The organism is Staphylococcus sp. GDY8P126P (assembly GCF_017891965.1).
Classification (GTDB): Bacteria; Bacillota; Bacilli; order Staphylococcales; family Staphylococcaceae; genus Staphylococcus; species Staphylococcus saprophyticus.
Genome location: NZ_JAESKG010000026.1, coordinates 1 through 25,663 on the forward strand (window position 1 = coordinate 1; position 25,663 = coordinate 25,663).

Here is a 25,663-nt window from a genome sequence, read left to right on the forward strand (position 1 = left end):
TATGAGAAAGCGTTTGAAGCTAATGAACATACGAGTCAAAACTCGTATGTAAGAATATTTAGTTGAATATAATGACTATAGAGAAGTCGCTAGGGACATGTTAAAATATAGGGACATATAAAATAGAATTTCAGTTTAAAAAGTAGGGGATTTAATGACATTACCATTAACAGATCGGCTCAATCATTTATTGAATAAGCAACCAATTTCCATGCATGTACCTGGCCATAAAAATATGACGATAGGCTATTTAAATGAGTTGAAAATGGAAATGGATATGACAGAAATTACAGGATTGGATGATTTGCATCAAGCTGAAGATGTTATTGGGCAAAGTATGCAACATATCAACAAGCATCCTGATTATGATGCTTACTTTTTAGTCAATGGAACGACATCCGGTATATTAGCAGTGATACAAAGCTTTGCTAAAGTAAAGGGAGAGTATATCATCGCAAGAAATGTACATAAATCTGTTTTTCATGCTTTGGATTTAGCGCGTGCTTCTAGTAAATTATTAAAAACGAGCATAAGTAGTAAGACAAAACAGTATGTTGGTCCAGACGAAGTGTCACTAAAAACTCAGGTAGATAAAGCGAAATTAGCAGTTTTCACTTATCCTAATTATTATGGCGAGTGCTTTGATGTAGCGTCTACGATTAAGTATATGAAAGCATGTCAAATTCCTACATTAATAGATGAAGCTCATGGTGCGCATTTCAATTTAATGGGTTTTCCAAATTCTACATTGAATATGGGGGCGGATTATGTTGTGCAGTCTTATCATAAAACGTTGCCATCACTCACGATGAGTTCTATTATTTTTATACATAAAAAGGCACCGTTACGTGAAGATATATTGAAATATTTAACTTACTTTCAATCTTCAAGTCCATCCTATCTTTTGATGAGTAGTTTAGAATTAGCACATGACTTTTATAAAAGCTATGATAGTAGTCTGTTTTTTGAAAAAAGATCACAGTTAATTAAAGTGTTAAAAGATAAAGGTATGCGTATTATTGATGTAGAAGATCCACTCAAATTGAATATTCAGTGTAATGGTTATACAGGAATCGAACTTCAAACACTTTTTGAAAACCAAGAGATTTATGTAGAGCTTGCGGATGACTATCAAGTTTTACTAGTCCTACCTTTATGGCATAAAGGCGATCAATTTCCATTTGATGATTTGTTAGCAAGAATAAGCGCAATAAATATAGAAACAAGAGTTGCGTTTGAAGTAACGGATGTACCCTTTTACAATGAAGAAGGTACGTATGATTATAGAGAAATAGATAAGGTTAAGAAGATAGATATAGATAAAGCATATAATAAAATATTGGCGACGCATTTAACTCCTTATCCTCCGGGTATTCCAATCATGCTAAGAGGAGAAATTATCACTAAAAATATGATAAAATTAATGAATTATTGGTGTAATCATCAAATTAGAGTTGAAGGTATGAAAGATAATAAAATAGAAATTAAGGATGAATAAGATGTCTGCATTTATAACTTTTGAAGGGCCGGAAGGTTCAGGTAAAACTACTGTGATACAACAAGTAGCACAAAAATTAGAAAATCAATACAGTGTTGTGCTCACAAGAGAGCCCGGTGGCGTAAAGACGGGAGAGCAAATTCGTGAGGTATTACTTGAGGGTGACGACATGGATGATCGTACAGAAGCATTATTATTTGCAGCTTCAAGACGAGAACATCTTGTGGGTAAAGTCATTCCATCTTTAGAAAATGGGAAATTAGTATTGTGTGATCGATATATAGATAGTTCTTTAGCATATCAGGGCTATGCACGGGGTATAGGAATAGAAGAAGTAAAGTCTATTAATGAATTTGCAATAAATGGTTTATATCCTGATATTACAATTTATTTAGATGTGAGTGTAGCTGTAGGTCGGGAACGTATTTTGAAAAATCAACGAAATCAAAATCGTCTTGATCAAGAAGACGTAAAATTTCATGAAAAAGTAGTTGAAGGATATAAAAAAATTATTCATAATGAGTCTGAACGCTTTATCGTGATAGATGCAGATAGAAGCATAGATGAAGTTGTGAACGCAACATATGAATCTATAAGCAAATACTTAGAAAAATTATGATATAATACTGGGAAGAGGTGTTTAGTATGAAAATGATTATAGCAATTGTACAAGATCAAGATAGTCAAGAGCTTTCAGACAAACTTGTTAAACATAACTTTAGAGCAACGAAACTTGCAACAACCGGTGGATTTTTAAGAGCGGGTAATACAACATTCCTATCAGGTGTCGAAGATGACCGTGTAGACGAAATGTTGAAAGTGATTAATGACACTTGCGGTAATAGAGAACAACTTGTATCACCTATAACACCAATGGGTGGAAGTGCAGATTCTTATATACCTTACCCAGTTGAAGTAGAGGTTGGAGGAGCAACGGTATTTGTAATGCCTGTTGAAGCTTTCCATCAATTCTAGAATTATGGTTGCTATATATGGTAACCTTTCAAATTACATTTTTGTTTAGGACACATATAAGATGGTCTTAAGAAATGTGCTTTGTAAGGTAACTATGTATGAGCAGCCTTTTTATATAAAGGAGTAACTTTATGATGGATGAACAAGAAAGACTGACGAAAGCGTATCAATCAAACAAATTGTCGCATGCTTACTTATTTGAAGGCGATGATGGCCAAACAATGCAGCAAGTCGCTATTGATTTTACGAAACTTATTTTATGTAATGGAGATTATCAATGTCAGTTAAAGGTAGAAACATTTAATCATCCTGATTTTATGTATGTATCATCTGAAGAAACAACAATAAAAAAGGATCAAGTTGAACAATTAGTACATCACATGAATCAACTTCCAATCGAAGGCGATTATAAAGTGTACATTATTGAATCTTTTGAGAAACTAACAGTTCAAGGCGAAAATAGCATTTTAAAGTTTTTAGAAGAGCCTCCAGAAAACACAATAGCCATCTTATTAACTACAAAACCAGAACAAATTCTAGATACGATACATTCTAGATGCCAACATGTTTATTTTAAACCAATTGATAAAACCAAGTTTATTAATCGATTAGTTGAGCGAGAAATTGCTAAACCAGTAGCTGAATTGTTAAGTACATATACAACGCAAATTGAAGTCGCTGTTACGCTTAATGAAGAAACCGATTTAATGGCTCTACGCAAGAGTGTTGTTAAATGGTGCCAATTATTGTTAACCAATCGTTCAATGGCTTTGATAGCTATTGTGGATTTATTAAAACAAGCTAAAAATAGAAAATTGCAGTTAGTGACATTAGCAGCAGTTAATGGTTTCTTTGAAGATGTCATGCATGCTAAAGTAGGTATGGATCAAGATATGATATATCATGATTTAAAGGAAGATATCAAAGCATTTTCGAAAAAACTAACATACAATCAAATTATTTTGATGTATGATCAAATAACAGAAGCACATAAAAAATTGAATCAAAATGTTAACCCGATGTTAGTATTTGAACAAATTGTAATAAAAGGGGTGAATTAATAATGCAAAATGTAGTCGGAATAGATTTTCAAAAATCAGGTAAAATGGAATATTATTCACCAAAGGGTTTTGATTTAGACGTTGGCGACTGGGTAGTCGTAGAATCAAAAAGAGGATTAGAAATGGGACGCGTGAAATATGCACCATTAGATGTTGCGGATCAAGATGTCACATTGCCATTAAAAGAAATTGTTCGTCTCGCTACAGAAGATGATTTGCTACAATATGAAAAAAATGAGTATGATGCGGATGAGGCAATGGCATTATGTAAAGAGACGATACAACAACACGAGTTAGAAATGAGATTGGTAAATTGTGAATACACACTAGATAAATCAAAAGTTATCTTCAATTTCACTTCTGATGAACGTGTCGATTTTCGAAAGTTAGTTAAAGTATTGGCGCAGAAGTTAAAAACACGTATTGAGTTAAGACAGATTGGTGTCAGAGACGAAGCTAAATTACTAGGTGGTATAGGGCCATGTGGCCGTTCACTGTGTTGTTCTACGTTTTTAGGTGATTTTGAACCAGTTTCTATTAAAATGGCAAAAGATCAAAATCTATCTCTCAACCCCACTAAAATATCTGGAGCCTGTGGTCGCCTAATGTGCTGTCTTAAATATGAAAATGATTATTATGAAGAAGCACGCGCGCAATTACCAGATGTCGGAGACGCTATTGAAACGCCTGAAGGTAATGGAAAAGTCATAGGTTTGAATATTTTAGATATTTCTATGCAAGTTAAAGTCGAGGGCCTAGAGCAGCCACTTGAATATAAAATGGAAGAATTAGAAACATTAAATTAGGAGGCTAATACAACATTGAATCGTAACGACATATTTGAAAAATTAGCAAATCTAGAAGCCAATATAAACCAAATCAACAGTGATATGGGAAATTTAAAAAAACTTACCGTTGAAGTGATTGAAGAAAATGTCGCCTTACAAATAGAGAATGAAAATTTAAAAACTTTAATAGACAAAGAAGAAAAACCTAAAGCGGTTGAAAATGGGAAAAAGCTACCAAAGAAACAACCGCTACGTAGCAAAGATAATTTAGCAATGCTTTATAAAGAAGGTTTTCATATTTGTAATGGAGAATTATTCGGTAAACACAGAAAAGGTGACGATTGTTTATTTTGTCTTGAAGTATTAAGTGAATAATCGAACTGATTTAAATGGTTAATGTATAATGATGACATGTGATTGAGGATGAGGTGTAGCGATAGGCTTGATTATTAAGCATCGTTATCTCGTCCTCTTTTTTTAGGGAGGAAAGGGAAATGTTGTTAGAGAATGAGAGGTTAGACTATTTATTAAAAGAAAACCTTAGAATTATACAAAATGATAATGTATTTTCTTTTTCGACGGATGCGTTATTACTTGGTCACTTTACCAATGTGAAAAAGCGCGATAATATAATGGATTTGTGCTCTGGTAACGGCGTAATTCCTTTAGTATTATCGAATAAAGGGCAACAAATGATAGATGCTGTCGAAATTCAAGAGCAATTAGTAGACATGGCTAGAAGAAGTATTACATATAACCAACTAGAAGAGAGAATCCATATGTATCAAATGGACTTGAAAGAAGCACATAGATATTTCAAGCCGTCTCAATATGATTTAGTTACTTGTAATCCTCCTTATTTTAAAACAAATCAGCAACACCAACATCAAATAGATGCGCATAAGATAGCGAGACATGAGATAATGTGTACATTAGCAGATTGTTGTTATGCTGCAAGGCATTTGTTAAAGCAAGGTGGTCGATTTATCATGGTTCATAGGGCGGAACGTCTAATGGATGTCTTAAGTCATATGAGAACTTATCAAATTGAACCTAAAAAAATTTATTTTATATACAGTAAACTGGATAAAGCGGCTCAAACGATTGTTGTTGAAGGTAGAAAAGGCGGGAATCAGGGCTTAGAAATTCAACCACCATTCTACATATATAACAAAGATGGCACTTATACCGAAGAAATGAGAGAAATATATTATGGATAAACATTATATATATATTGTTAAGTGTAAAGATGGCAGTCTATATACAGGATATGCAAAAGATATAGAAAAAAGAATTATCAAACATAATAATGGTCAAGGTGCCAAATATACAAAAATAAGACGTCCTGTACAATTAGTTTACCAAGAAATGTTTGATACCAAATCTGAAGCATTGAAACGTGAATATGAAATCAAGACATTTTCACGTCAAAAAAAACTTAAATTAATAAGTGAGGGATAGCTTATGTCAACGTTATATTTAGTAGGAACGCCCATCGGTAACTTAGCAGATATTACTTATCGTGCAGTAGATATATTACGGAATGTAGATTTGATAGCTTGTGAAGATACGAGGGTGACAAAAAAATTATGTGCGCATTATGAGATACAAGCACCACTCAAGTCCTATCATGATCACAACAAAGAACAACAAACAGATTATTTAATTGAACAATTACAAGAAGGTGTGGATATTGCACTCGTATCAGATGCAGGCTTACCACTTATTAGTGACCCGGGATATGAACTTGTTGTAGCTGCAAGAGAAAAACAAATTAGAGTAGAAACAGTACCTGGACCTAATGCGGGTTTAACTGCACTGATGGCAAGTGGGTTGCCTTCTTTTACTTATACATTTTTAGGATTTTTACCTAGAAAAGAAAAGCAAAAACATTCGATATTAGAACAGCGTATGTATGAAGATAGCACGTTGATTATTTATGAATCACCGCATCGTGTGAAAGATACCTTAAAAACAATTCTAAACATAGATGAAGCGCGTAAAGTATCAGTTGGAAGAGAACTTACTAAGAAGTTTGAGCAAATTGTCACAGGCTATGTAAGCGAAGTGATTGAGCAACTTGAAGATGGAAATATTCCGTTGAAAGGTGAGTTCGTTGTCCTTGTTGAAGGTGATGAACATGTAGAGGATACTTCGTGGTTTGAGGATATGTCTATAAAAGAACATGTAACGTATCATATAAATCAAAATATGAAACCTAAAGCAGCTATAAAAGTTGTTGCGGAAGCACGTCATATGAAAACGAGCGAAGTATACGACATTTATCATGAGGTTAATTAATCATTTTATAAGTCTTCAAAAGAGACGTGAAAGTGACTTAATATAAAATCATATATAAACAATAAAAAAGTGTTGAAAAACTCCCATAACATGCGTGATTTATGGTAATGTAGATAAGATAGAGATTATTAACCATTATTAAATCATATCAGCAAAAAAGTGGAAAAAACGCATATGAATCGTACACTATCCATATAATTCATTAATATGAAATGCATATAAAAACAGTACAGAAGCATACGTCTACTTTATTGAAAACAATATTAAATTTAGATATATTTATGATGTAAGAAACGAGGAGGAACATTGATGGCGAAAGAAACATTTTATATCACTACACCAATATATTATCCAAGTGGGAATTTACATATCGGTCATGCTTATACGACAACAGCTGGTGATGTAATCGCACGTTATAAAAGAATGCAAGGCTATGATGTTCGTTATTTAACGGGAACGGATGAACATGGACAAAAAATTCAAGAAAAAGCACAAAAAGCTGGGAAATCAGAAATCGAGTACCTTGATGAAATGATTGCTGGTATTAAAGATTTATGGGGAAAACTAGAGATTTCAAACGACGATTTTATACGTACAACAGAAATTAGACATAAAGAAGTTGTACAACAAATATTTGAACGTTTATTGGCTCAGGGAGATATTTATCTTGGTGAATATGAAGGTTGGTATTCTGTTCCGGATGAAACGTATTATACTGAAACACAATTAGTCGATCCAATTATGGAAAACGGAGTGATTGTTGGAGGTAAGAGTCCTGATTCTGGTCATGAAGTAGAATTAGTAAAAGAGGAAAGTTATTTCTTCAATTTATCTAAATATACAGACCGTTTATTAGAATTTTATGATGAAAATCCTGAATTTATTCAACCGCCTTCACGTAAAAATGAAATGATTAATAATTTCATTAAACCAGGACTTGAAGATTTGGCAGTATCAAGAACATCATTTGATTGGGGTATTCGTGTTCAATCAAATCCTAAGCATGTTGTTTATGTTTGGATAGATGCGCTTGTAAATTATATTTCTTCATTAGGTTATCTATCAGATGATGATAGTCTATTCAAGAAATATTGGCCTGCAGACATTCATATTATGGCTAAGGAAATTGTACGATTCCACTCTATTATATGGCCGATTTTATTAATGGCACTAGACATTCCATTACCTAAAAAAGTTTTCGCACATGGTTGGATACTTATGAAAGATGGGAAAATGAGTAAATCTAAAGGTAATGTTGTAGATCCTAACGTATTGATTAATCGTTACGGTTTGGACGCAACACGTTACTACTTAATGCGTGAATTACCATTTGGCTCTGACGGTGTATTTACACCAGAAGGATTTGTAGAACGTACAAATTATGACTTAGCAAATGACTTGGGTAACTTAGTTAATCGAACAATTTCAATGGTGAACAAATATTTTGATGGTGAACTACCAGCATATCAAGGTCCTAAACACGAATTAGATAAAGATATGGAACAAATGGCACTAGATACTGTCAAAACTTTCCATGAAAATATGGACGACTTACAATTCTCAGTAGCACTTTCAACTATATGGAAATTCATTAGTCGTACTAATAAATATATCGATGAAACGTCACCATGGGTTTTAGCTAAAGATGAGGATCAAAAAGAAATGCTTGGTAACGTAATGGCACACTTAGTAGAAAATATTCGTATTATTGCGGTATTATTAAGACCATTCCTTACACATGGACCAAAACAAATCTTCAGCCAATTAAATATTAATGCACCAGAACTTTTTGAATTAGAAAGTATTGAACAGTATGGCGCATTAACTGAACCGATTATGGTGAGTGGTAAACCCGAACCAATCTTCCCACGTTTGGATAGCGAGGTTGAAATTAGCTATATCAAGGAATCAATGCAACCAGACAAGATTGAAGAAGAAGTTGAGGAAGAGTTGCCTAGCAAAGCGCAAATTGATATCAAAGATTTTGATAAAGTAGAAATCAAGGCTGCAACAATTATTGACGCAGAGCAAGTGAAAAAATCTGATAAGTTATTAAAAATTCAAGTTGATTTGGATAGTGAACAACGTCAAATCGTTTCAGGTATTGCAAAATTCTATCAACCTGAAGATATTATTGGCAAAAAGGTAGCAGTTGTCACTAATTTAAAACCAGCTAAATTAATGGGTAGAAAATCAGAAGGTATGATACTTTCTGCTGAAAAAGATGGTGTACTTACACTTGTAAGCTTGCCTAGTGCAATTCCAAATGGTGCAATAATTAAATAATCACAAATTGAGGGAGTGGAATTAATATGCTAATCGATACACATGTTCATTTAAATGCAGATCAATATGATGAAGATTTAGAGGAAGTCATTGAACGCGCAAGAGAGAATGGTGTGGATCGTATGTTTGTTGTTGGTTTTGATACGCCGACAGTAGAACGTACGATGGAGCTCATTGACCAATATGAATTTATCTATGGCATTATTGGTTGGCACCCTGTAGATGCGATTGATTGTACTGAAGAGCGTTTAGAATGGATTGAAAAACTTGCAGCACACCCTAAAGTGATTGGCATTGGTGAAACCGGATTAGACTATCATTGGGATAAGTCGCCCAAAGATGTTCAACAAGCATTGTTTAGAAAGCAAATTGCATTAGCAAAACGCGTAAATTTACCAATTATCATTCATAATAGAGAAGCGACACAAGATTGTGTAAATATTCTTAAAGAAGAACACGCTGAAGAGATTGGTGGCATTATGCACAGCTTTAGCGCGTCACCTGAAATTGCTAACGATGTTATCAATAAATTGAATTTTTACGTATCATTAGGTGGTCCTGTTACATTTAAAAATGCAAAACAACCAAAAGAAGTTGCAAAGCATGTGCCTTTTGATAGACTGTTAGTTGAAACGGATGCACCATTCCTATCGCCACATCCCTATAGAGGCAAAAGAAACGAACCTGTCCGCGTAACATTAGTTGCGGAACAAATTGCTGAATTACGTGGTGTGAGTTACGAAGAAGTGTGTAAACAAACAACTGAAAACGCAGAACGATTGTTTAAATTAAAAGCATAATCATATTTCAAAAAGGTATCGGTCTGAGATAGAGCTTAGTTGATATAAGGCATACTAAGTGGTAATCACAATTAAAACCGATACCTTTTTTATTTTTATCTAAAATGAATTAAAGTAACGAAAGGTGAAGCAATAAATGAAAATAAATGAATTTATTGTAGTTGAAGGTAGAGATGACACTGAACGCGTAAAAAGAGCTGTTCAATGTGATACGATTGAAACAAATGGTAGCGCCATTAACGAATCAACGTTAAAGGTAATTGCACAAGCCTATGAAACAAGAGGTGTTATCGTATTAACTGACCCTGATTTCCCGGGTGATAAAATCCGCAACACGATACAAAAACAGATTCCCGGTGTGAAACATGCATATATTGATAAAGAAAAAGCTAAAAATAAACGTGGAAAAATTGGCGTAGAGCATGCACAATTAAGTGATATTAAAGAAGCTTTAATGAATGTGAGTACACCTTTTGAAGAAGGTCATGAATCAATAAGTAAAGATGTTTTAATCGATTTAGGATTAATCGTTGGTAAGGACGCACGTCATAAAAGAGAAAAGTTAGGTCGCAAACTGCATATAGGCCATTCTAATGGTAAACAGTTAATCAATAAGTTGAATGCATTTGGCTATACAGAAGAAGATGTTAGGTCTGCTTTAAGTGATGAAGAAGGAAGTGAATCGTAAATGGATTATAAAGATATTGCCACACCAACACGTACGAAAGCTTTACTTAATCAATATGGCTTTAATTTTAAAAAAAGTCTCGGTCAAAACTTTTTAATTGATGTGAATATTATTCATAATATTATTGACGCAAGTGATATTGATGAACAGACAGGTATAATAGAAGTGGGTCCTGGTATGGGGTCATTGACAGAACAATTAGCAAAAAGTGCTAAAAAGGTTATGGCATTTGAAATAGACCAACGTTTAATACCTGTATTAAAAGATACGATGGGACCTTACGATAATGTAACCGTGATCAACGAAGATATACTTAAAGCAGATATCGCACATTATGTAACAGAACACCTGGCTGATTGTGAAAAGATTATGGTTGTCGCAAACTTACCTTATTATATTACGACGCCAATATTATTAAATTTAATGCAGCAGAAATTACCAATTGATGGCTATGTAGTCATGATGCAAAAAGAAGTTGGAGAACGACTTAATGCACAAGTTGGTACAAAAGCCTATGGCTCACTCTCAATCGTTGCACAATATTATACAGAAACAAGTAAAGTATTAACGGTGCCTAAATCAGTTTTTCTTCCGCCACCTAATGTAGATTCCATTGTTGTAAAATTGATGAAACGTCCAACACCTATCGTTGATATTGACGACGAAAATAAATTTTTCAAAATGACAAAAGCGGCATTTAGTCAAAGACGTAAAACAATCAATAATAATTACCAAAGCTTATTTGTAAACGGTAAAGTGAATAAAGAAAAAATATTGGAATGGTTAGAAGCGGCTGGCATCGATCCTCGAAGACGTGGAGAGACACTTTCAATAAAAGAATTTGCAAATTTATACAATGAATTGCAAAATTTCACAGAATTAGAATTTTAAATTATTGACAAGCGCGTCCGACATTGCTAAAATTGATATTTTATTTGACAAAAACCTCCATTTTGTGTTATTATACAACTTGTAGCGAGGTGGAGCAATATGCCAAAATCTATTGGAGACATCAAAAATTCACTTGATTGTCAATTAGGAAACAGAATTGTACTTAAAGCGAACGGTGGACGTAAAAAAACAATTGAACGTAGTGGTGTGTTAAAAGAAACTTACCCTTCTGTTTTTATTGTGGAACTAGATCAAGATATTTATAATTTTGAACGTGTGTCTTATACATACACTGACGTTTTAACTGAAAACGTACAAGTTTCTTTTGAAGATGATAATCATCAAGAAGCAATTGCACACTAAATAAAAGTAATTAAAGTCATGTTTGATTGTCAGAATCTTACTTTCACAATAGACTTTAATATTCGAACGATTGATATAAAAAGGTATGTTGGTGTATAGCGCCGACATACCTTTTTTTGATTTTTATACATATAAAAGAAAATTATTTTATCTAGTAAACACGTTATTGTAAAATAGTGAATTAAGAAATGATTTGATTTTTCGACATAGTTGAAAGTTTATTTTTAAATTTTTATTTATTTGTATTTTGGCGCAATATATTAACTTTTGAAAAAACCGACAACACAATGATAACAATATGTTAAAATCATTTTATTACCATATCGAAATTGAAAGAGGGTGGGAATATGATTTATGAAACTGCGCCAGCTAAAATTAACTTAACGTTGGACACACTCTTTAAACGAGATGATGGTTTTCATGAAGTTGAAATGATAATGACAACGATAGATTTAAACGATCGCTTATCATTTGAACTGCGTAAAGACAAAAAAATAGTTGTTGACGTAGAACAGACTTATGTTCCCTCCGATAATAAAAATTTGGCATATAAAGCTGCAGAACTAATGAAAAAGACCTATAATTTACAACAAGGTCTGACCATTACGATTGATAAAAACATACCCGTGTCAGCAGGGTTAGCAGGTGGATCGACAGATGCTGCAGCTACGATGAGAGGCATGAATCGTTTATATAAGTTAAATAGACCGTTAGAGGAGCTATGTGCATTAGGAATACAAATTGGAACGGATATTCCTTTTTGTATATTAGGTAAGACTGCTTTGTGTAAGGGCAAGGGCGAAATAATCGAATATTTGGATAAACCGCCTTCTGCTTGGGTTGTGGTTGCTAAACCTGATTTAGGTATATCGTCACCAGATATATTTAAGAAATTAGATTTAACACAACCGCATACAGTGCATACTGAAGCATGTGAAAATGCTTTAATTTCTGGAGATTACGAACAATTATGTAAAAGTCTTTCAAATCGCTTGGAACCTGTTTCGGGAAAGATGCATGATGAAATATTAAAAATAAAAGCCAATATGTTAGCAAATGGTGCGGATGGTGCTGTTATGAGTGGTAGTGGCCCGACAGTTTATGCGTTAGCTAGGAAAGAGAGACAAGCAAGACACATATATAACGCGGTTAATGGTTGCTGCAATGAAGTACATATTGTAAGATTGTTAGGCTGAAAAAGAAGGGATGAAATGAATGCGCTATAAAAGAAGTGAACGTATTGTGTATATGACACAATACTTAATGAATAATCCAAACAAATTAATACCACTAACATATTTTGTACAAAAGTTTAAACAAGCTAAATCTTCAATTAGTGAAGATGTACAAATTATTAAAACAACTTTTCAAAAAGAAAAGCTTGGCACGGTTATTACTACGGCAGGTGCTAGCGGTGGTGTGACCTATAAACCAGAAATGAGTAAAGCGGAAGCGACGGAAGTGATTGATGATGTTATTGCTCAACTTCAGGAGAAAGATCGTTTATTACCAGGTGGATATTTATTCTTATCCGATTTAATGGGGAATCCTACTTTACTTAATCGTGTTGGTAAATTAATTGCAACACTGTATATGGATGAAGAGATAGATGCCATTGTAACGATTGCAACTAAGGGGATCTCATTAGCCAATGCAGTAGCGAATGTATTGAACTTGCCAGTAGTTGTTATTAGAAAAGATAATAAGGTTACTGAGGGATCAACAGTTTCTATTAACTATGTCTCAGGCTCATCTAGAAAAATTGAAACGATGGTGCTTTCTAAGAGAACATTACCAGAAAATTCTAACGTGCTCGTGGTTGACGATTTTATGCGTGCTGGAGGTTCAATCAATGGTGTTATGAATTTGATGAATGAGTTTAAAGCTCATGTTAAAGGGGTATCGGTACTAGTAGAATCAAAAGAAGTTAAGCAAAGATTAATTGAAGATTATACATCCTTAGTTAAACTATCTGATGTAGATGAATACAATCAGGAGTTTAAGGTGGAACAAGGCAACAGTTTAACTAAATTTTCTTAAAAGGAGCGATTTCGACATCATGAAAGTTATTAATACTGAAAAGGCACCTGAAGCATTAGGGCCATATTCGCATGCAACAGAAATTAATGGACTTGTGTTCACATCAGGACAAATTCCTCTAAATTTAGAAGGACAAATTGTTAGCGATGATGTAAAAGAGCAAACGAAACAAGTCTTAGAAAATTTAAAAGTTGTGTTAGACCAAGCTGGATCAGATTTAGATTCAGTAATTAAAGCTACTATTTTCATTGCTGATATGAATGAATTTCAAAATATAAATGAAATTTATGGCAAATACTTTAGTAATCATCAACCAGCGAGAAGTTGTGTTGAAGTGGCAAGATTGCCGAAAGATGTTAAAGTTGAAATAGAGTTAATTGCAAAAGTGAAATAAGGATTTATAATTTTTAATAAAATTGTTAAGCTTCTAACAAAGAGATACTAGGGGGGCTCACTACATGAAAGTGACAGATGTAAGACTTAGAAAGATACAAACAGATGGAAGAATGAAAGCGCTTGTTTCAATTACGTTAGACGAGTCATTTGTTGTACATGACTTACGCGTAATTGAAGGCAACACAGGTCTATTCGTCGCAATGCCGAGTAAACGTACACCAGATGGTGAATTCCGAGACATTGCTCATCCAATTAACTCAGAAATGAGACAAGAAATACAGGATGCAGTAATGAAAGTATATGAAGAGACTGATGAAGTCATCCCTGACAGAAATGCGCAATCATCAGACGATTCTGAAGAAGCTTAAATAAAATACGTTCAGCTATTTGAGGGAAAATAGTTGTTATATACACGACCGAATAGGGCGGAAAATTTATTTTCAAAATGATTTTTTTGCTCTATTTTAGTAGATGTGACTATTTAAATGGATAACTTAGCTAAAGTGATGCATAAGTGTGACTGATTTTTTATGTGAATATGCAGTAGTTTATGGAAAAGTTATTTTATAATTTCGATATAGTCATTTAACGTCTAATTGATATAAACCAGACCGAAACATATATGTTCGGTCTGGTTTTTTGCATACTTATCGCTTTAAAAATAAAAAGTGTTGATTTTAAAAAGGTGACAGAAATGATTTGTTTTAGGGAATGGAAAATAAATGGGAATAAAATGAATATTGGTTAATTTTAAATAATATAAAAATAAGAAATACAAGTGTGACTATGTTGATATTTTCGTAAATAAAAAATTATATTATATTAGAGATATTATAGATTTCGCATAAATTTTGAAGCGTTTCCATAGGTATTCAATGATGACAAATAGGGTTATGCAATTTTTTAATATTAGTAATAAAAATATTTCTATTATATAACATTGGTGCTTTGAGCCTTGAAAGTGTGACTAGCGTTAAATTATAATAGGTAGGAAGTGTATATTTTAATGGAGGGTTAACATACATGCAAAGACATGCAATAGTACTTGCAGCAGGCAAAGGTACACGTATGAAATCAAAGAAATACAAAGTACTTCATGATGTAGCAGGTAAAACGATGATCGAACATGTTGCAGATAATGTGAAGCAATCTGGAATAGATCAGCTTGTTACCATTGTTGGACACGGTGCAGATAGTGTCAAAGAGACACTTGGAGACACATCGCTTTATAGTTTTCAAGAAGAACAATTAGGTACAGCACATGCTGTTAAAATGGCAAGTGAGCATTTAAGTGAAAGTCAAGGGACGACGTTAGTGGTTTGTGGAGACACGCCATTGATTACGACAGCAACATTGAAATCATTGGTTGAACATCACGAGAACAATCAAGCACATGCAACAGTTTTATCAGCGACAGCAGAAAATCCATTCGGTTATGGACGTATTTTACATGACTCAGAAGGACGTTTGGTGAGTATTGTTGAGCAAAAAGATGCAACAGATGCAGAGCAACAAATTAATGAAATTAGTTCAGGTATTTTTGCGTTTGATAATCAAGTCCTATTCGAAAAACTAGAATTAGTCAAAAATGACAACGCACAGAGCGAATATTACTTGCCTGATGTACTTTCTTTAATTTTAGAAGATCGTGGTATTGTTGAAGTTTTCCATACGAATGATTTTGAGGAAATCATGGGCGTGAATGATAGAGTAATGCTTAGCGAAGCTGAAAAAGCTTTTAGAAAACGCATTAACGAACAGCATATGAAGAACGGTGTAACAATTATTGACCCTGCGACGACTTATATCGGAGCTGATGTTAGAATTGGTGAAGATACAGTAGTTGAGCCTGGTGTGAAACTCTCTGGCAATAGCGTGATTGGTGAAGATACTGTTATTGGACAATATACGGAAATTACGAATAGTAAAATAGGTTCAAATGTCACAATTAAACAATCTGTCATTAATGAAGCGATAGTGGATGATTATGCTACGATTGGTCCGTTTGCACAACTTCGTCCAGGTGCAGATATAGGTAAAAAAGTAAAAGTTGGTAACTTTGTTGAAGTTAAAAAATCAGTGGTGAAAGCAGGAGCCAAATTACCTCACTTAAGTTATATTGGTGATGCTGAAATAGGTGAAAGAACGAATGTTGGATGTGGTTCTATCACAGTTAACTATGATGGGATTAATAAATTTAAGACGGTCATTGGTGATGATTCCTTTATCGGATGTAATACGAATCTCGTTGCACCAATTACTTTAGGTAATCGTTCATTTATAGCCGCAGGATCAACAATCACTGATAATGTACCAGAAGACAGTTTAGCGTTAGCGAGAGCTAGACAAACGACTAAAGAAGGTTATTTGAAAAAATAAACACAAATGTTTAGACAAGCTTACTTAAACTGTTAAAATCAATATAGTTAAAGATAATCATAACAATTATTTATGTTGCTGAGCGATATAAGTTTTGCCTTGTCTACAAACCAAAACGAATTGAAAGAATTAATTGGAGGACTATAAATGTTAAACAATGAGTATAAGAATTCTGCTTTGAAAATATTTTCTTTGAAGGGTAATGAACCGTTAGCCCAAGAAGTGGCAGATCATGTTGGAATTGAATTAGGGAAATGTTCTGTAAAACGTTTCAGTGATGGAGAAATTCAAATCAATATTGAAGAAAGTATTCGTGGTTGTGATGTTTTTATTATTCAACCAACATCAAATCCAGTAAATTTACATTTAATGGAATTGTTAATCATGATAGATGCTTGTAGACGTGCTTCAGCAGCGAACATTAATATCGTTGTTCCATATTATGGCTATGCACGCCAAGACAGAAAAGCGCGCAGTCGTGAACCAATCACAGCAAAACTTGTTGCAAACTTAATTGAAACTGCTGGCGCAGACCGCATGATTGCATTGGATTTACATGCACCTCAAATACAAGGTTTCTTCGATATGCCAATTGACCATTTAATGGGTGTGCCGATTTTAGCGCAATACTTTAAAAATGAGACAGATATCGACCCTGAAGAGTGTGTTGTTGTATCACCAGACCACGGTGGGGTGACAAGAGCTCGTAAACTTGCAGATATACTTAAAACGCCAATCGCGATTATAGATAAACGTCGTCCGAAACCAAATGTTGCAGAAGTGATGAATATTGTTGGTGAAATTGAAGGTCGAACAGCAATTATTATTGACGATATTATAGATACGGCTGGTACGATTACTTTGGCTGCCCAAGCGTTAAAAGACAAAGGTGCGAAAGATGTTTATGCTTGTTGTACGCATCCTGTACTATCAGGTCCTGCAAAAGAACGTATTGAAAACTCAGCGATTAAAGAACTTGTAGTTACAAACTCCATTCAATTAGATGAAAAACGTAAACCAGAGAATACTAAAGAATTATCAGTAGCAGGGTTATTGGCTCAAGCAATTATACGTGTATATGAACGCGAATCAGTTAGTGTGCTATTTGACTAATAGCCTTTAACAATGTATAATAATTTCGTTCGTGAAATATCACGATAAATAAACATTTGCAAGCAACAGATTGTTGATGGGCAAATGAGGAGCTCTTAGATAGAGCATTTATGAAAGGTGGAAACTGAATATGGCTTCATTAAAGTCAATTATTCGTCAAGGTAAACAAACGCGTTCAGACCTTAAAACACTAAGAAACACTGGTAAAGTACCAGCAATCGTTTATGGTTACGGTACAAAAAATACTTCAGTTAAAGTAGACGAAGTAGAATTTATCAAAGTTATCCGTGAAGTTGGACGTAACGGTGTAATCGAATTAGGCGTAGGTTCTAAAACAATTAAAGTAATGGTTTCAGACTACCAATTCGACCCACTTAAAAACCAAATCACTCATATTGACTTCTTAGCAATCAATATGACTGAAGAACGTACTGTAGAAGTACCAGTTCAATTAGTTGGTGAAGCTGTAGGAACTAAAGAGGGCGGCGTTGTTGAACAACCATTATTCAACCTTGAAGTTACAGCTACTCCAGATAACATCCCTGAATCAATCGAAGTTGATATCAGTGAATTAGAAATAAATGATAGTCTTTCTGTTGAAGATATCAAAATTTCTGGTGAGTTCACTATTGAAAACGAAGCTAGTGATTCAATCGTAACAGTAGTTCCTCCAACTGAAGAACCTACTGAAGAAGAAATCGAAGCAATGGAAGGCGAAGCAGCTACTGAAGAGCCAGAAGTTGTAGGCGAAGAAAAAGAAGATGAAAGTGACGAAGACCAAAAAGAAGAAGAATAATCTTTCTCTTTGAGTTGATGTCATGTGTTGATGTATCAACGCAATATTATCTTATAAAAAGCACCATGCTTAATACGTTAAGCGGGTGCTTTTTTATGTTATTATAGTGAATGATACAAAATATATAACTTGTAAAGCATATAATTTATATAAATATTAGATAATGAGCATACAGCGAGTGGAGGTAACGTAATGAAATGTATTGTAGGCCTAGGCAACATAGGTAAACGCTTCGAACAAACAAGGCATAATATTGGCTTTGAAGTCATAGATTTTATGTTAGAGCAAAATAGATTTTCTTTAGATAAACAAAAATTTAAAGGTGCGTACACAATAGAGCGTTTAGCTGGAGAAAAAGTAATGTTCATAGAACCTATGACAATGATGAATTTGTCAGGTGAGGCAGTGGCACCTTTGATGAAATACTATGACATTGATATAGAGGATTTAATTGTCTTATATGATGATTTAGATTTACCTCAGGGTGAAATTAGACTCAGACAAAAAGGTAGTGCTGGTGGACACAATGGCATGAAATCCATTATTCAAATGTTAGGAACAGACCAGTTCAAACGAATTAGAATCGGCGTTGATCGACCTTCAAATGGCATGGCCATCGTAGACTATGTCTTGCAAAAATTTTCAAATCAAGAAATGGAAACGATGAATAAAGTAATAGAACATTCTGCACGAGCGATCGAAGCTTATATAGAAAGTAATCGATTTGACCGTGTAATGAATGAATATAATGGTGAGATTAAGTGAAATCAATAATTACAGAATATATAAATGAAGACAAACGATACCAAGAGTTAAACGAAGTATTTGGTAAAGAAAATGTTTTAGTAACCGGACTATCTGGTGCCGCAAAAGCAACGATTATAGCTGAAAAATATTTGAATAGTGAGCAGCAACTACTTGTTGTTACAAACAATCTTTATCAAGCAGATAAGTTAGAAAGTGACTTACTGCAATTTGTAGAAGATAGTGAAATATATAAATATCCGATGCAGGATATTATGACAGAAGAATTTTCAACACAAAGCCCTCAATTTATGAGTGAACGCGTGCGAACATTAACGGCACTTGCTCAAGAAGAGAGAGGGTTATTTATCGTACCTTTAAACGGATTGAAAAAATGGCTCACGCCGGTAGATATGTGGAAATCGCATCAATTAACGCTAAATGTAGGCGACGATATCGACATTGACGAATTTTTAAATAAGCTTGTAAATATGGGATATCGTAGAGAAAGTGTCGTTTCACATATAGGAGAATTTTCATTACGTGGTGGGATTGTAGATATCTACCCATTAATTGGTAAGCCAGTACGTATTGAATTTTTCGATACTGAAGTAGACTCTATACGTGATTTTGATGTAGAATCTCAACGTTCTGAAGGCAATATCGAACATGTTGATATCACAACTGCTAGTGACTATATCATTACCGAAGATGTGCTTAAACATACAAAGCATAAACTAAAGCAAGCATATGAAGACACACGTCCAAAAATTGAAAAGTCTGTGCGAAATGAATTAAAAGAAACTTATGAAAGTTTTCAATTATTCGAAGCAGAAATGTTTGATCATCAAGTGCTTCGTAGACTAGTAGCATTTATGTATGAACAGCCAGCAACGATTATGGATTACTTTAAAGAGGATGCCATTATTGCTGTAGATGAATATAATAGAATTAAAGAAACTGAAACAACTCTTGTAACTGAAATAGATGAATTTATGCAAAATTTAATTGAAAGTGGAAAAGGTTTTATTGATCAAAGTTTTCTACAATATGAAGGTTTTGAAAATTTATTAAAACCGTTTGCGGTTACCTACTTTACATTGTTTACAGCAACGATGCCTGTTCAATTAAATGAAATCATTAAATTTTCATGTAAACCAGTACAACAGTTTTATGGACAGTATGATATTATGCGTTCTGAATTCCAAAGATTTATTCAAAATGATTACACGATTGTTGTACTTGCAGAAACGGAAACGAAAAAAGAACGCATTCAATCTATGCTAAATGAAATGCATATACCTACCTTTATTGATACACCAAGTCGTCGAAATGAAGGTGGCAGTGCCATTATTACAGAAGGTAGTTTGTCAGAAGGTTTTGAGCTACCTTACATGCAATTAGTTGTTGTCACAGAGAGAGAATTATTTAAATCAAAACAAAAGAAAAAACCAAAACAGCATAAAACGTTAACGAACGCTGAAAAAATCAAATCTTACCAAGACTTGAAAGTTGGCGATTATGTCGTTCATGTCCATCATGGTGTTGGTAGATATTTAGGTGTTGAAACACTTGAAGTAGGTGGCGTGCATAAAGATTATATTAAATTACAATATAAAGGCACCGACCAGTTATTTGTTCCCGTTGATCAGATGGATCAAGTGCAAAAATATGTTGCGTCAGAAGACAAATCTCCTAAGTTGAATAAGCTTGGCGGAACAGAATGGAAAAAAACAAAAGCCAAAGTACAACAAAGTGTTGAAGATATGGCTGATGAATTGATAGAGCTATATAAAGCACGTGAAATGTCTGTGGGATATAAATTTGGACCTGATACAGCAGAACAAAATGATTTTGAAATTGATTTTCCATACGAACTTACACCCGACCAAAGTAAATCAATAGAAGAAATCAAACAGGATATGGAAATTGAGCGTCCTATGGATAGATTACTATGTGGTGATGTAGGTTACGGTAAGACAGAGGTTGCTGTACGTGCAGCATTTAAAGCAGTTATGGAAGGTAAACAAGTAGCATTTCTTGTGCCGACAACGATACTTGCACAACAACACTATGAAACGTTGATAGAGCGTATGCAAGACTTTCCGATAGAAGTACAACTCATAAGTAGATTTAGAACTACAAAAGAAGTTAAAGAAACGAAAGAAGGACTAAAGTCAGGATTCGTTGATATCGTTGTAGGAACACATAAATTGTTAGGTAAAGATATTCAGTATAAAGATTTAGGCTTGCTTATAGTAGATGAGGAACAACGTTTTGGTGTACGTCACAAAGAGCGTATTAAATCACTGAAGAACAATGTAGATGTACTCACATTAACAGCGACACCTATTCCACGTACATTGCATATGAGTATGCTAGGTGTGAGAGACTTATCCGTTATAGAAACACCACCAGAGAACCGCTTCCCAGTACAAACTTATGTTTTAGAGCAAAATACGAATTTTATAAAAGAGGCATTGGAACGGGAAATATCAAGAGATGGCCAAGTGTTTTACCTATACAATAAAGTGCAATCTATTTACGAGAAAAGAGAACAGCTGCAAATGCTTATGCCTGACGCGAATATCGGTGTAGCACATGGTCAAATGAATGAACGTGATTTAGAGGAAACGATGCTCAGCTTTATTAACCATGAATATGACATCATTGTTACTACAACAATTATAGAAACGGGCGTCGATGTACCAAATGCTAACACGCTGATTATTGAAGACGCTGATCGTTTCGGACTCAGCCAATTGTATCAATTAAGAGGACGTGTAGGACGTTCAAGTCGTATAGGTTATGCTTATTTCTTACATCCTACCAATAAAGTGTTGTCTGAAACTGCTGAGGACCGCTTACAAGCGATAAAAGAATTCACTGAACTAGGTTCAGGTTTTAAAATTGCCATGCGAGATTTAAATATTCGTGGTGCAGGTAATTTATTAGGTAAACAACAACACGGTTTCATTGACTCTGTTGGTTTCGATTTATATTCTCAAATGTTGGAAGAAGCAGTTAATGAAAAACGTGGCGTAAAAGCAGAAAAACAAGATGCACCTGAGATTGAAATAGAACTTAATATCGATGCTTATTTACCAGCTGAATATATACCAAATGAACAATCTAAAATTGAAATCTATAAAAAATTGCGTAAAATTGAAAGTGAAACACAATTAATGGATGTTAAAGATGAATTGATCGATCGCTTCAATGACTATCCAATAGAAGTAGAAAGATTATTAGAAATGATGGAAATTAAAGTTCATGCGTTACACGCAGGTGTGACGTTAATCAAAGATATTGGTAAGCAAGTAGAAGTCTACCTGTCAGAAAAAGGTACAACAGATATCAATGGTGAAACATTATTTAAACAGACACAGCCACTTGGTCGTACGATGAAAGTCGGAGTTCAAGAAGGCAAAATGAAAGTAACGTTAAATAAAACAGGTAACTGGTTAGACAGTCTAAAATTCCTAACGAAAAGTTTAGAAGAAAGTATGGTTATAACTGATGAAATCTAAAACGGATAAGTCATCTGCTTTTAACGGAGTAGTTGTGCTTACATTAGCACTCATCATAGTTAAAATATTAAGTGCAATCTATCGAGTACCTTATCAAAATATCTTAGGTGACGAAGGACTGTATGCGTATCAACAAGTTTATCCAATTGTTGCTTTAGGTGTTATTTTGACAATGAATGCCATACCGAGTGCTGTTACTCAAATGTTTGGAGCAGACGGTCATCCTCGCCAATATATGAAGGTTTTAGTCGGATTGCAGATTGTCAGTACTAGTTTTTTCTTAGTTTTGTTAATCTGTGCAAAATGGATTGCTACCTTAATGGGTGATGTTAACCTCGCACCAATGTTAAGCGCATCGAGTTTTAGTTTCTTATTTGTTAGTATATTGGGTATTTATAGAGGCTACTATCAAGCGCATCAAAATATGAATATACCTGCAATTTCCCAGGTTATAGAACAGTTTGTTCGTGTTGGCATTATCATTATCGCCATTGTTCTATTTATGACACAACAATGGTCACTGTATGCGGCTGGGACATTGGCGATTATTGGTTCAGCTTTTGGATTTTTAGCATCTAGTATATATCTTGTGTTGAAACGACCTTTCAAATTAACCGCATTTAAAGCGCAAAATATTGAACATAATAAGGTTGTTGCATGGCGACAATTGGCATTAGCCATTGTGATTTTTGCTGTAAGTCAACTTATTGTGATTGTATGGCAAGTTGTGGATAGCTTTACCGTTATCCATGCTTTGCGGAATACAGGATTGAGTTTTCAAGAATCTACAACGCAAAAAGGCATTTATGATCGTGGTGCATCTTTTATTCAAATGGGGTTAATCGTCACTACCACATTTTGTTTTGTCCTTATTCCATTGCTGACAGATGCGATTAAAGTTAAGAATCATGTACTTATCAATAGATATGCGAATGCTTCTATTAAAATTACTATGCTATTTAGCATTGCTGCGGGTATCGGTTTGATTAATTTACTACCTATCATGAACCATGTATTTTTTAAAAATGATAGCCAAACCGGAACTTTAGCAGTGTATATGCTAACTGTTATATTTGTGTCTTTAATTATGATGGATATTGCATTGTTACAAGTGAAGAATCAAGTGCGACCTATATTTCAAGCGTTTATTACTGGTGTAGTGAGTAAAGCGATTTTAAATGTAGTATTGATACCGCCATTTTTCATGTTAGGTGGTAGTTTAAGCACAGTGTTATCATTAATCTTATTTGCTGCCATTTTGCATTATCACGTATTGAAACATTATCAATTCCGTAATATGAAAAAATATGTCGCAAAGTTAATTTTTACAATGCTGATATTATCCGTTGCCGTTCAACTAACAATGTGGTTACTTCCTACACAGGGACGCGTCGCAGGTATTGTTGAATTGGTCGTTGCTGCAGGTGTAGGCGTTATCGTCATCATCATTGTAATTGTTCGTACTGAGCTATTAAGTTTTAAAGAGTTAAAGCATTTACCATTGGGTGATAAACTCATCCATATGAAAAGAGGGAAACGATAATGACTGGAAAAATTATAATTGTTGGATTGGGTAATTATGGCATTGATGAATTACCCTTTGGAGTATATAAATTTTTGAAGCATCACCCCTTCGTTTATACGCGTACGTTAGATCATCCAGTTATAGAAATATTGACTTCTGAGGGTGTCGTATTTCAAAGTTTTGATGAAGTTTATGAATCAAATAGTGGGTTTAATGAGGTTTATGAAGACATTGTATCTCAACTTATGACTAAAGCACGAAATTCAGACACAGATATCGTCTATACAGTTCCGGGGCACCCTCGCGTTGCTGAGACAACCACTGTTAAGTTAGAGGCCTATGCGCAACAAGATGATGATATTGAAATTAAAGTCTTAGGGGGCAAAAGTTTCATTGATGATATCTTTGAAGCGGTTAAAGTTGACCCTAATGATGGCTTTACATTACTTGATGCTACTTCTTTAAGCAGCGAACAGTTGAATATTCGAACGCACACACTGATTACTCAAGTGTTTAGTTCCATGACTGCTGGAGATTTAAAAGTCACATTGATGTCGCGTTACGATGATGAACAAATTGTATTCATTATTGATGGTGCGCATGCTAACGGTGCCAATGTCATTGAAACACCCTTATACGAATTAGATCACCATCCAGACATTTTCAGCAACTTAACCAGTGTATTTATTAAGCGCGTTGAAAATGATGCCACATATATGAGTGATTTTGACTATGCGACAGGAATTATCGACAGACTTGTAGATGATGAAATTGGATGTCCTTGGGATAAAATTCAAACACACCAAACGTTAAAACGTTATTTACTGGAAGAAACGTTTGAATTGTTTGAAGCGATAGATAATGAAGATGATTGGCATATGATTGAAGAACTTGGTGACATATTATTACAAGTGTTATTACATGCAAGTATTGGTAAAAAAGAAGGCTATTTTGATATAAATGAAGTAGTACAAAGTTTATCCGAAAAAATGATACGCAGACATCCACACATTTTTGGAGAGGCGCATGCAGAAACTGAAGAAGATTTAAAACACATTTGGGCAGACGCCAAAGCAAAAGAAGGAAAAGTCCAACGCGTGAAATTCGAAAAAGTGTTTGCAGAGCATTTCATGAAGTTGTATGATAAAACAAAAAACATGTCGCTAGATGAAGCTGCTTTAAAAGATTATTTAGAGCAAGGAGGAGATAAATCATGAGACTGGATAAATATTTAAAAGTATCAAGACTGGTAAAACGTCGTACATTAGCGAAAGAAATTAGTGACCAAGGTCGTATCACTGTAAATGGTTCAGTTGCTAAAGCTGGAACAGATGTTAAAGTAACGGACGAACTTGTCATTCGTTTTGGACAAAAAATTGTAACAATAAATGTAACAGGGTTAAGTGAACATGCAACTAAAGAAAACGCAAAAGGCATGTATGAGATTGTTAAAGAAGAAAAAGTTGGCGGAGAATAATAGAGGAGGTGG

26 protein-coding genes are annotated in these 25,663 nt (G+C 34.2%); all 26 read left to right on the forward strand.

The window, feature by feature from the left end; genetic code table 11:
- Positions 1-154 precede the first annotated feature (154 nt).
- The 26 genes from KA893_RS13300 (at position 155) to KA893_RS13425 (ending at position 25,651) form a co-directional block, all read left to right on the forward strand.
- The gene (locus KA893_RS13300; protein ID WP_002484222.1) at positions 155-1,498 is read left to right on the forward strand and encodes an aminotransferase class V-fold PLP-dependent enzyme; all 1,344 of its coding nucleotides are present in this window, start codon (positions 155-157) and stop codon (positions 1,496-1,498) included.
- A 1-nt stretch (position 1,499) separates the two neighbouring features.
- Positions 1,500-2,117: a dTMP kinase gene (tmk, locus tag KA893_RS13305; protein WP_002484221.1), complete on the forward strand. Its 618-nt coding sequence runs from the start codon at positions 1,500-1,502 to the stop codon at positions 2,115-2,117.
- A 26-nt stretch (positions 2,118-2,143) separates the two neighbouring features.
- Positions 2,144-2,473: a cyclic-di-AMP receptor gene (locus KA893_RS13310; protein WP_002484220.1), complete on the forward strand. Its 330-nt coding sequence runs from the start codon at positions 2,144-2,146 to the stop codon at positions 2,471-2,473.
- A 134-nt stretch (positions 2,474-2,607) separates the two neighbouring features.
- The gene (locus KA893_RS13315) at positions 2,608-3,534 is read left to right on the forward strand and encodes a DNA polymerase III subunit (protein WP_041080854.1); all 927 of its coding nucleotides are present in this window, start codon (positions 2,608-2,610) and stop codon (positions 3,532-3,534) included.
- A gap of 2 nt (positions 3,535-3,536) precedes the next feature.
- Positions 3,537-4,340, forward strand: a complete 804-nt coding sequence (locus KA893_RS13320; RefSeq protein WP_002484218.1) for a PSP1 domain-containing protein — start codon at positions 3,537-3,539, stop codon at positions 4,338-4,340.
- 15 nt (positions 4,341-4,355) lie between these two features.
- The gene (gene yabA, locus KA893_RS13325; protein WP_041080841.1) at positions 4,356-4,697 is read left to right on the forward strand and encodes a DNA replication initiation control protein YabA; all 342 of its coding nucleotides are present in this window, start codon (positions 4,356-4,358) and stop codon (positions 4,695-4,697) included.
- A gap of 119 nt (positions 4,698-4,816) precedes the next feature.
- Positions 4,817-5,542 carry a tRNA1(Val) (adenine(37)-N6)-methyltransferase gene (locus tag KA893_RS13330; RefSeq protein ID WP_002484216.1) on the forward strand — a complete coding sequence of 242 codons (726 nt, stop codon included), beginning with the start codon at positions 4,817-4,819 and terminating at the stop codon, positions 5,540-5,542.
- On the forward strand, positions 5,535-5,783 hold the full coding sequence (locus KA893_RS13335; protein WP_011303879.1) for a GIY-YIG nuclease family protein: 249 nt from the start codon (positions 5,535-5,537) through the stop codon (positions 5,781-5,783). The genes KA893_RS13330 and KA893_RS13335 overlap by 8 nt, the downstream gene beginning before the upstream one ends.
- Positions 5,784-5,786: 3 nt before the next feature.
- On the forward strand, positions 5,787-6,623 hold the full coding sequence (gene rsmI, locus KA893_RS13340; protein WP_075340044.1) for a 16S rRNA (cytidine(1402)-2'-O)-methyltransferase: 837 nt from the start codon (positions 5,787-5,789) through the stop codon (positions 6,621-6,623).
- Between the two features lie 309 nt (positions 6,624-6,932).
- Entirely contained in the window at positions 6,933-8,909 is a 1,977-nt protein-coding gene (gene metG / locus KA893_RS13345) for a methionine--tRNA ligase (protein ID WP_002484213.1), read from the forward strand.
- 26 nt (positions 8,910-8,935) lie between these two features.
- Positions 8,936-9,709 carry a TatD family hydrolase gene (locus KA893_RS13350; RefSeq protein WP_002484212.1) on the forward strand — a complete coding sequence of 258 codons (774 nt, stop codon included), beginning with the start codon at positions 8,936-8,938 and terminating at the stop codon, positions 9,707-9,709.
- 136 nt (positions 9,710-9,845) lie between these two features.
- Positions 9,846-10,397 (forward strand): ribonuclease M5, encoded by a 552-nt coding sequence (rnmV, locus tag KA893_RS13355; protein WP_011303876.1) that lies wholly within the window; start codon positions 9,846-9,848, stop codon positions 10,395-10,397.
- On the forward strand, positions 10,398-11,288 hold the full coding sequence (rsmA, locus tag KA893_RS13360) for a 16S rRNA (adenine(1518)-N(6)/adenine(1519)-N(6))-dimethyltransferase RsmA (RefSeq protein WP_002484210.1): 891 nt from the start codon (positions 10,398-10,400) through the stop codon (positions 11,286-11,288).
- Between the two features lie 99 nt (positions 11,289-11,387).
- Positions 11,388-11,651 (forward strand): biofilm formation stimulator Veg, encoded by a 264-nt coding sequence (veg, locus tag KA893_RS13365; RefSeq protein ID WP_002484209.1) that lies wholly within the window; start codon positions 11,388-11,390, stop codon positions 11,649-11,651.
- A 347-nt stretch (positions 11,652-11,998) separates the two neighbouring features.
- Positions 11,999-12,847, forward strand: coding sequence for a 4-(cytidine 5'-diphospho)-2-C-methyl-D-erythritol kinase (ispE, locus tag KA893_RS13370; protein WP_002484208.1), 849 nt, complete (start codon positions 11,999-12,001; stop codon positions 12,845-12,847).
- Positions 12,848-12,866: 19 nt separating this feature from the next.
- A complete protein-coding gene (gene purR, locus KA893_RS13375; RefSeq protein ID WP_002484207.1) occupies positions 12,867-13,691 on the forward strand; it encodes a pur operon repressor in 825 nt (274 codons plus the stop codon).
- A 19-nt stretch (positions 13,692-13,710) separates the two neighbouring features.
- Positions 13,711-14,085: a RidA family protein gene (locus KA893_RS13380; protein WP_002484206.1), complete on the forward strand. Its 375-nt coding sequence runs from the start codon at positions 13,711-13,713 to the stop codon at positions 14,083-14,085.
- A 64-nt stretch (positions 14,086-14,149) separates the two neighbouring features.
- Positions 14,150-14,455, forward strand: coding sequence for a septation regulator SpoVG (spoVG, locus tag KA893_RS13385; RefSeq protein ID WP_011303873.1), 306 nt, complete (start codon positions 14,150-14,152; stop codon positions 14,453-14,455).
- A gap of 655 nt (positions 14,456-15,110) precedes the next feature.
- A complete protein-coding gene (gene glmU / locus KA893_RS13390) occupies positions 15,111-16,466 on the forward strand; it encodes a bifunctional UDP-N-acetylglucosamine diphosphorylase/glucosamine-1-phosphate N-acetyltransferase GlmU (RefSeq protein ID WP_002484204.1) in 1,356 nt (451 codons plus the stop codon).
- A 147-nt stretch (positions 16,467-16,613) separates the two neighbouring features.
- Entirely contained in the window at positions 16,614-17,579 is a 966-nt protein-coding gene (locus tag KA893_RS13395; protein ID WP_011303871.1) for a ribose-phosphate diphosphokinase, read from the forward strand.
- A gap of 130 nt (positions 17,580-17,709) precedes the next feature.
- On the forward strand, positions 17,710-18,375 hold the full coding sequence (locus KA893_RS13400; RefSeq protein WP_069826011.1) for a 50S ribosomal protein L25/general stress protein Ctc: 666 nt from the start codon (positions 17,710-17,712) through the stop codon (positions 18,373-18,375).
- 192 nt (positions 18,376-18,567) lie between these two features.
- Positions 18,568-19,140, forward strand: coding sequence for an aminoacyl-tRNA hydrolase (pth, locus tag KA893_RS13405; RefSeq protein ID WP_002484201.1), 573 nt, complete (start codon positions 18,568-18,570; stop codon positions 19,138-19,140).
- On the forward strand, positions 19,137-22,649 hold the full coding sequence (gene mfd / locus KA893_RS13410) for a transcription-repair coupling factor (protein ID WP_069822180.1): 3,513 nt from the start codon (positions 19,137-19,139) through the stop codon (positions 22,647-22,649). Before pth ends, mfd begins: the two co-directional genes overlap by 4 nt.
- Positions 22,639-24,192: a polysaccharide biosynthesis protein gene (locus KA893_RS13415; protein WP_129335060.1), complete on the forward strand. Its 1,554-nt coding sequence runs from the start codon at positions 22,639-22,641 to the stop codon at positions 24,190-24,192. The genes mfd and KA893_RS13415 overlap by 11 nt, the downstream gene beginning before the upstream one ends.
- Positions 24,192-25,391 carry a MazG nucleotide pyrophosphohydrolase domain-containing protein gene (locus KA893_RS13420; protein ID WP_037539114.1) on the forward strand — a complete coding sequence of 400 codons (1,200 nt, stop codon included), beginning with the start codon at positions 24,192-24,194 and terminating at the stop codon, positions 25,389-25,391. Before KA893_RS13415 ends, KA893_RS13420 begins: the two co-directional genes overlap by 1 nt.
- Positions 25,388-25,651 (forward strand): RNA-binding S4 domain-containing protein, encoded by a 264-nt coding sequence (locus KA893_RS13425; RefSeq protein WP_002484197.1) that lies wholly within the window; start codon positions 25,388-25,390, stop codon positions 25,649-25,651. The genes KA893_RS13420 and KA893_RS13425 overlap by 4 nt, the downstream gene beginning before the upstream one ends.
- Positions 25,652-25,663: the final 12 nt, after the last annotated feature.

Excerpts from the sequence above, each read along its gene's own strand:
- tmk (WP_002484221.1), top strand. The coding sequence starts at position 1,500 with ATGTCTGCATTTATAACTTTTGAAGGGCCGGAAGGTTCAGGTAAAACT.
- KA893_RS13400 (WP_069826011.1), top strand. The coding sequence starts at position 17,710 with ATGGCTTCATTAAAGTCAATTATTCGTCAAGGTAAACAAACGCGTTCA.
- rsmA (WP_002484210.1), top strand. The coding sequence starts at position 10,398 with ATGGATTATAAAGATATTGCCACACCAACACGTACGAAAGCTTTACTT.
- KA893_RS13395 (WP_011303871.1), top strand. The coding sequence starts at position 16,614 with ATGTTAAACAATGAGTATAAGAATTCTGCTTTGAAAATATTTTCTTTG.
- KA893_RS13350 (WP_002484212.1), top strand. The coding sequence starts at position 8,936 with ATGCTAATCGATACACATGTTCATTTAAATGCAGATCAATATGATGAA.
- KA893_RS13415 (WP_129335060.1), top strand. The coding sequence starts at position 22,639 with ATGAAATCTAAAACGGATAAGTCATCTGCTTTTAACGGAGTAGTTGTG.
- metG (WP_002484213.1), top strand. The coding sequence starts at position 6,933 with ATGGCGAAAGAAACATTTTATATCACTACACCAATATATTATCCAAGT.
- rnmV (WP_011303876.1), top strand. The coding sequence starts at position 9,846 with ATGAAAATAAATGAATTTATTGTAGTTGAAGGTAGAGATGACACTGAA.
- purR (WP_002484207.1), top strand. The coding sequence starts at position 12,867 with ATGCGCTATAAAAGAAGTGAACGTATTGTGTATATGACACAATACTTA.
- KA893_RS13420 (WP_037539114.1), top strand. The coding sequence starts at position 24,192 with ATGACTGGAAAAATTATAATTGTTGGATTGGGTAATTATGGCATTGAT.
- rsmI (WP_075340044.1), top strand. The coding sequence starts at position 5,787 with ATGTCAACGTTATATTTAGTAGGAACGCCCATCGGTAACTTAGCAGAT.
- KA893_RS13330 (WP_002484216.1), top strand. The coding sequence starts at position 4,817 with ATGTTGTTAGAGAATGAGAGGTTAGACTATTTATTAAAAGAAAACCTT.
- spoVG (WP_011303873.1), top strand. The coding sequence starts at position 14,150 with ATGAAAGTGACAGATGTAAGACTTAGAAAGATACAAACAGATGGAAGA.
- KA893_RS13310 (WP_002484220.1), top strand. The coding sequence starts at position 2,144 with ATGAAAATGATTATAGCAATTGTACAAGATCAAGATAGTCAAGAGCTT.
- pth (WP_002484201.1), top strand. The coding sequence starts at position 18,568 with ATGAAATGTATTGTAGGCCTAGGCAACATAGGTAAACGCTTCGAACAA.
- KA893_RS13335 (WP_011303879.1), top strand. The coding sequence starts at position 5,535 with ATGGATAAACATTATATATATATTGTTAAGTGTAAAGATGGCAGTCTA.
- KA893_RS13300 (WP_002484222.1), top strand. The coding sequence starts at position 155 with ATGACATTACCATTAACAGATCGGCTCAATCATTTATTGAATAAGCAA.
- ispE (WP_002484208.1), top strand. The coding sequence starts at position 11,999 with ATGATTTATGAAACTGCGCCAGCTAAAATTAACTTAACGTTGGACACA.
- veg (WP_002484209.1), top strand. The coding sequence starts at position 11,388 with ATGCCAAAATCTATTGGAGACATCAAAAATTCACTTGATTGTCAATTA.
- KA893_RS13315 (WP_041080854.1), top strand. The coding sequence starts at position 2,608 with ATGGATGAACAAGAAAGACTGACGAAAGCGTATCAATCAAACAAATTG.
- KA893_RS13425 (WP_002484197.1), top strand. The coding sequence starts at position 25,388 with ATGAGACTGGATAAATATTTAAAAGTATCAAGACTGGTAAAACGTCGT.
- KA893_RS13380 (WP_002484206.1), top strand. The coding sequence starts at position 13,711 with ATGAAAGTTATTAATACTGAAAAGGCACCTGAAGCATTAGGGCCATAT.
- glmU (WP_002484204.1), top strand. The coding sequence starts at position 15,111 with ATGCAAAGACATGCAATAGTACTTGCAGCAGGCAAAGGTACACGTATG.
- KA893_RS13320 (WP_002484218.1), top strand. The coding sequence starts at position 3,537 with ATGCAAAATGTAGTCGGAATAGATTTTCAAAAATCAGGTAAAATGGAA.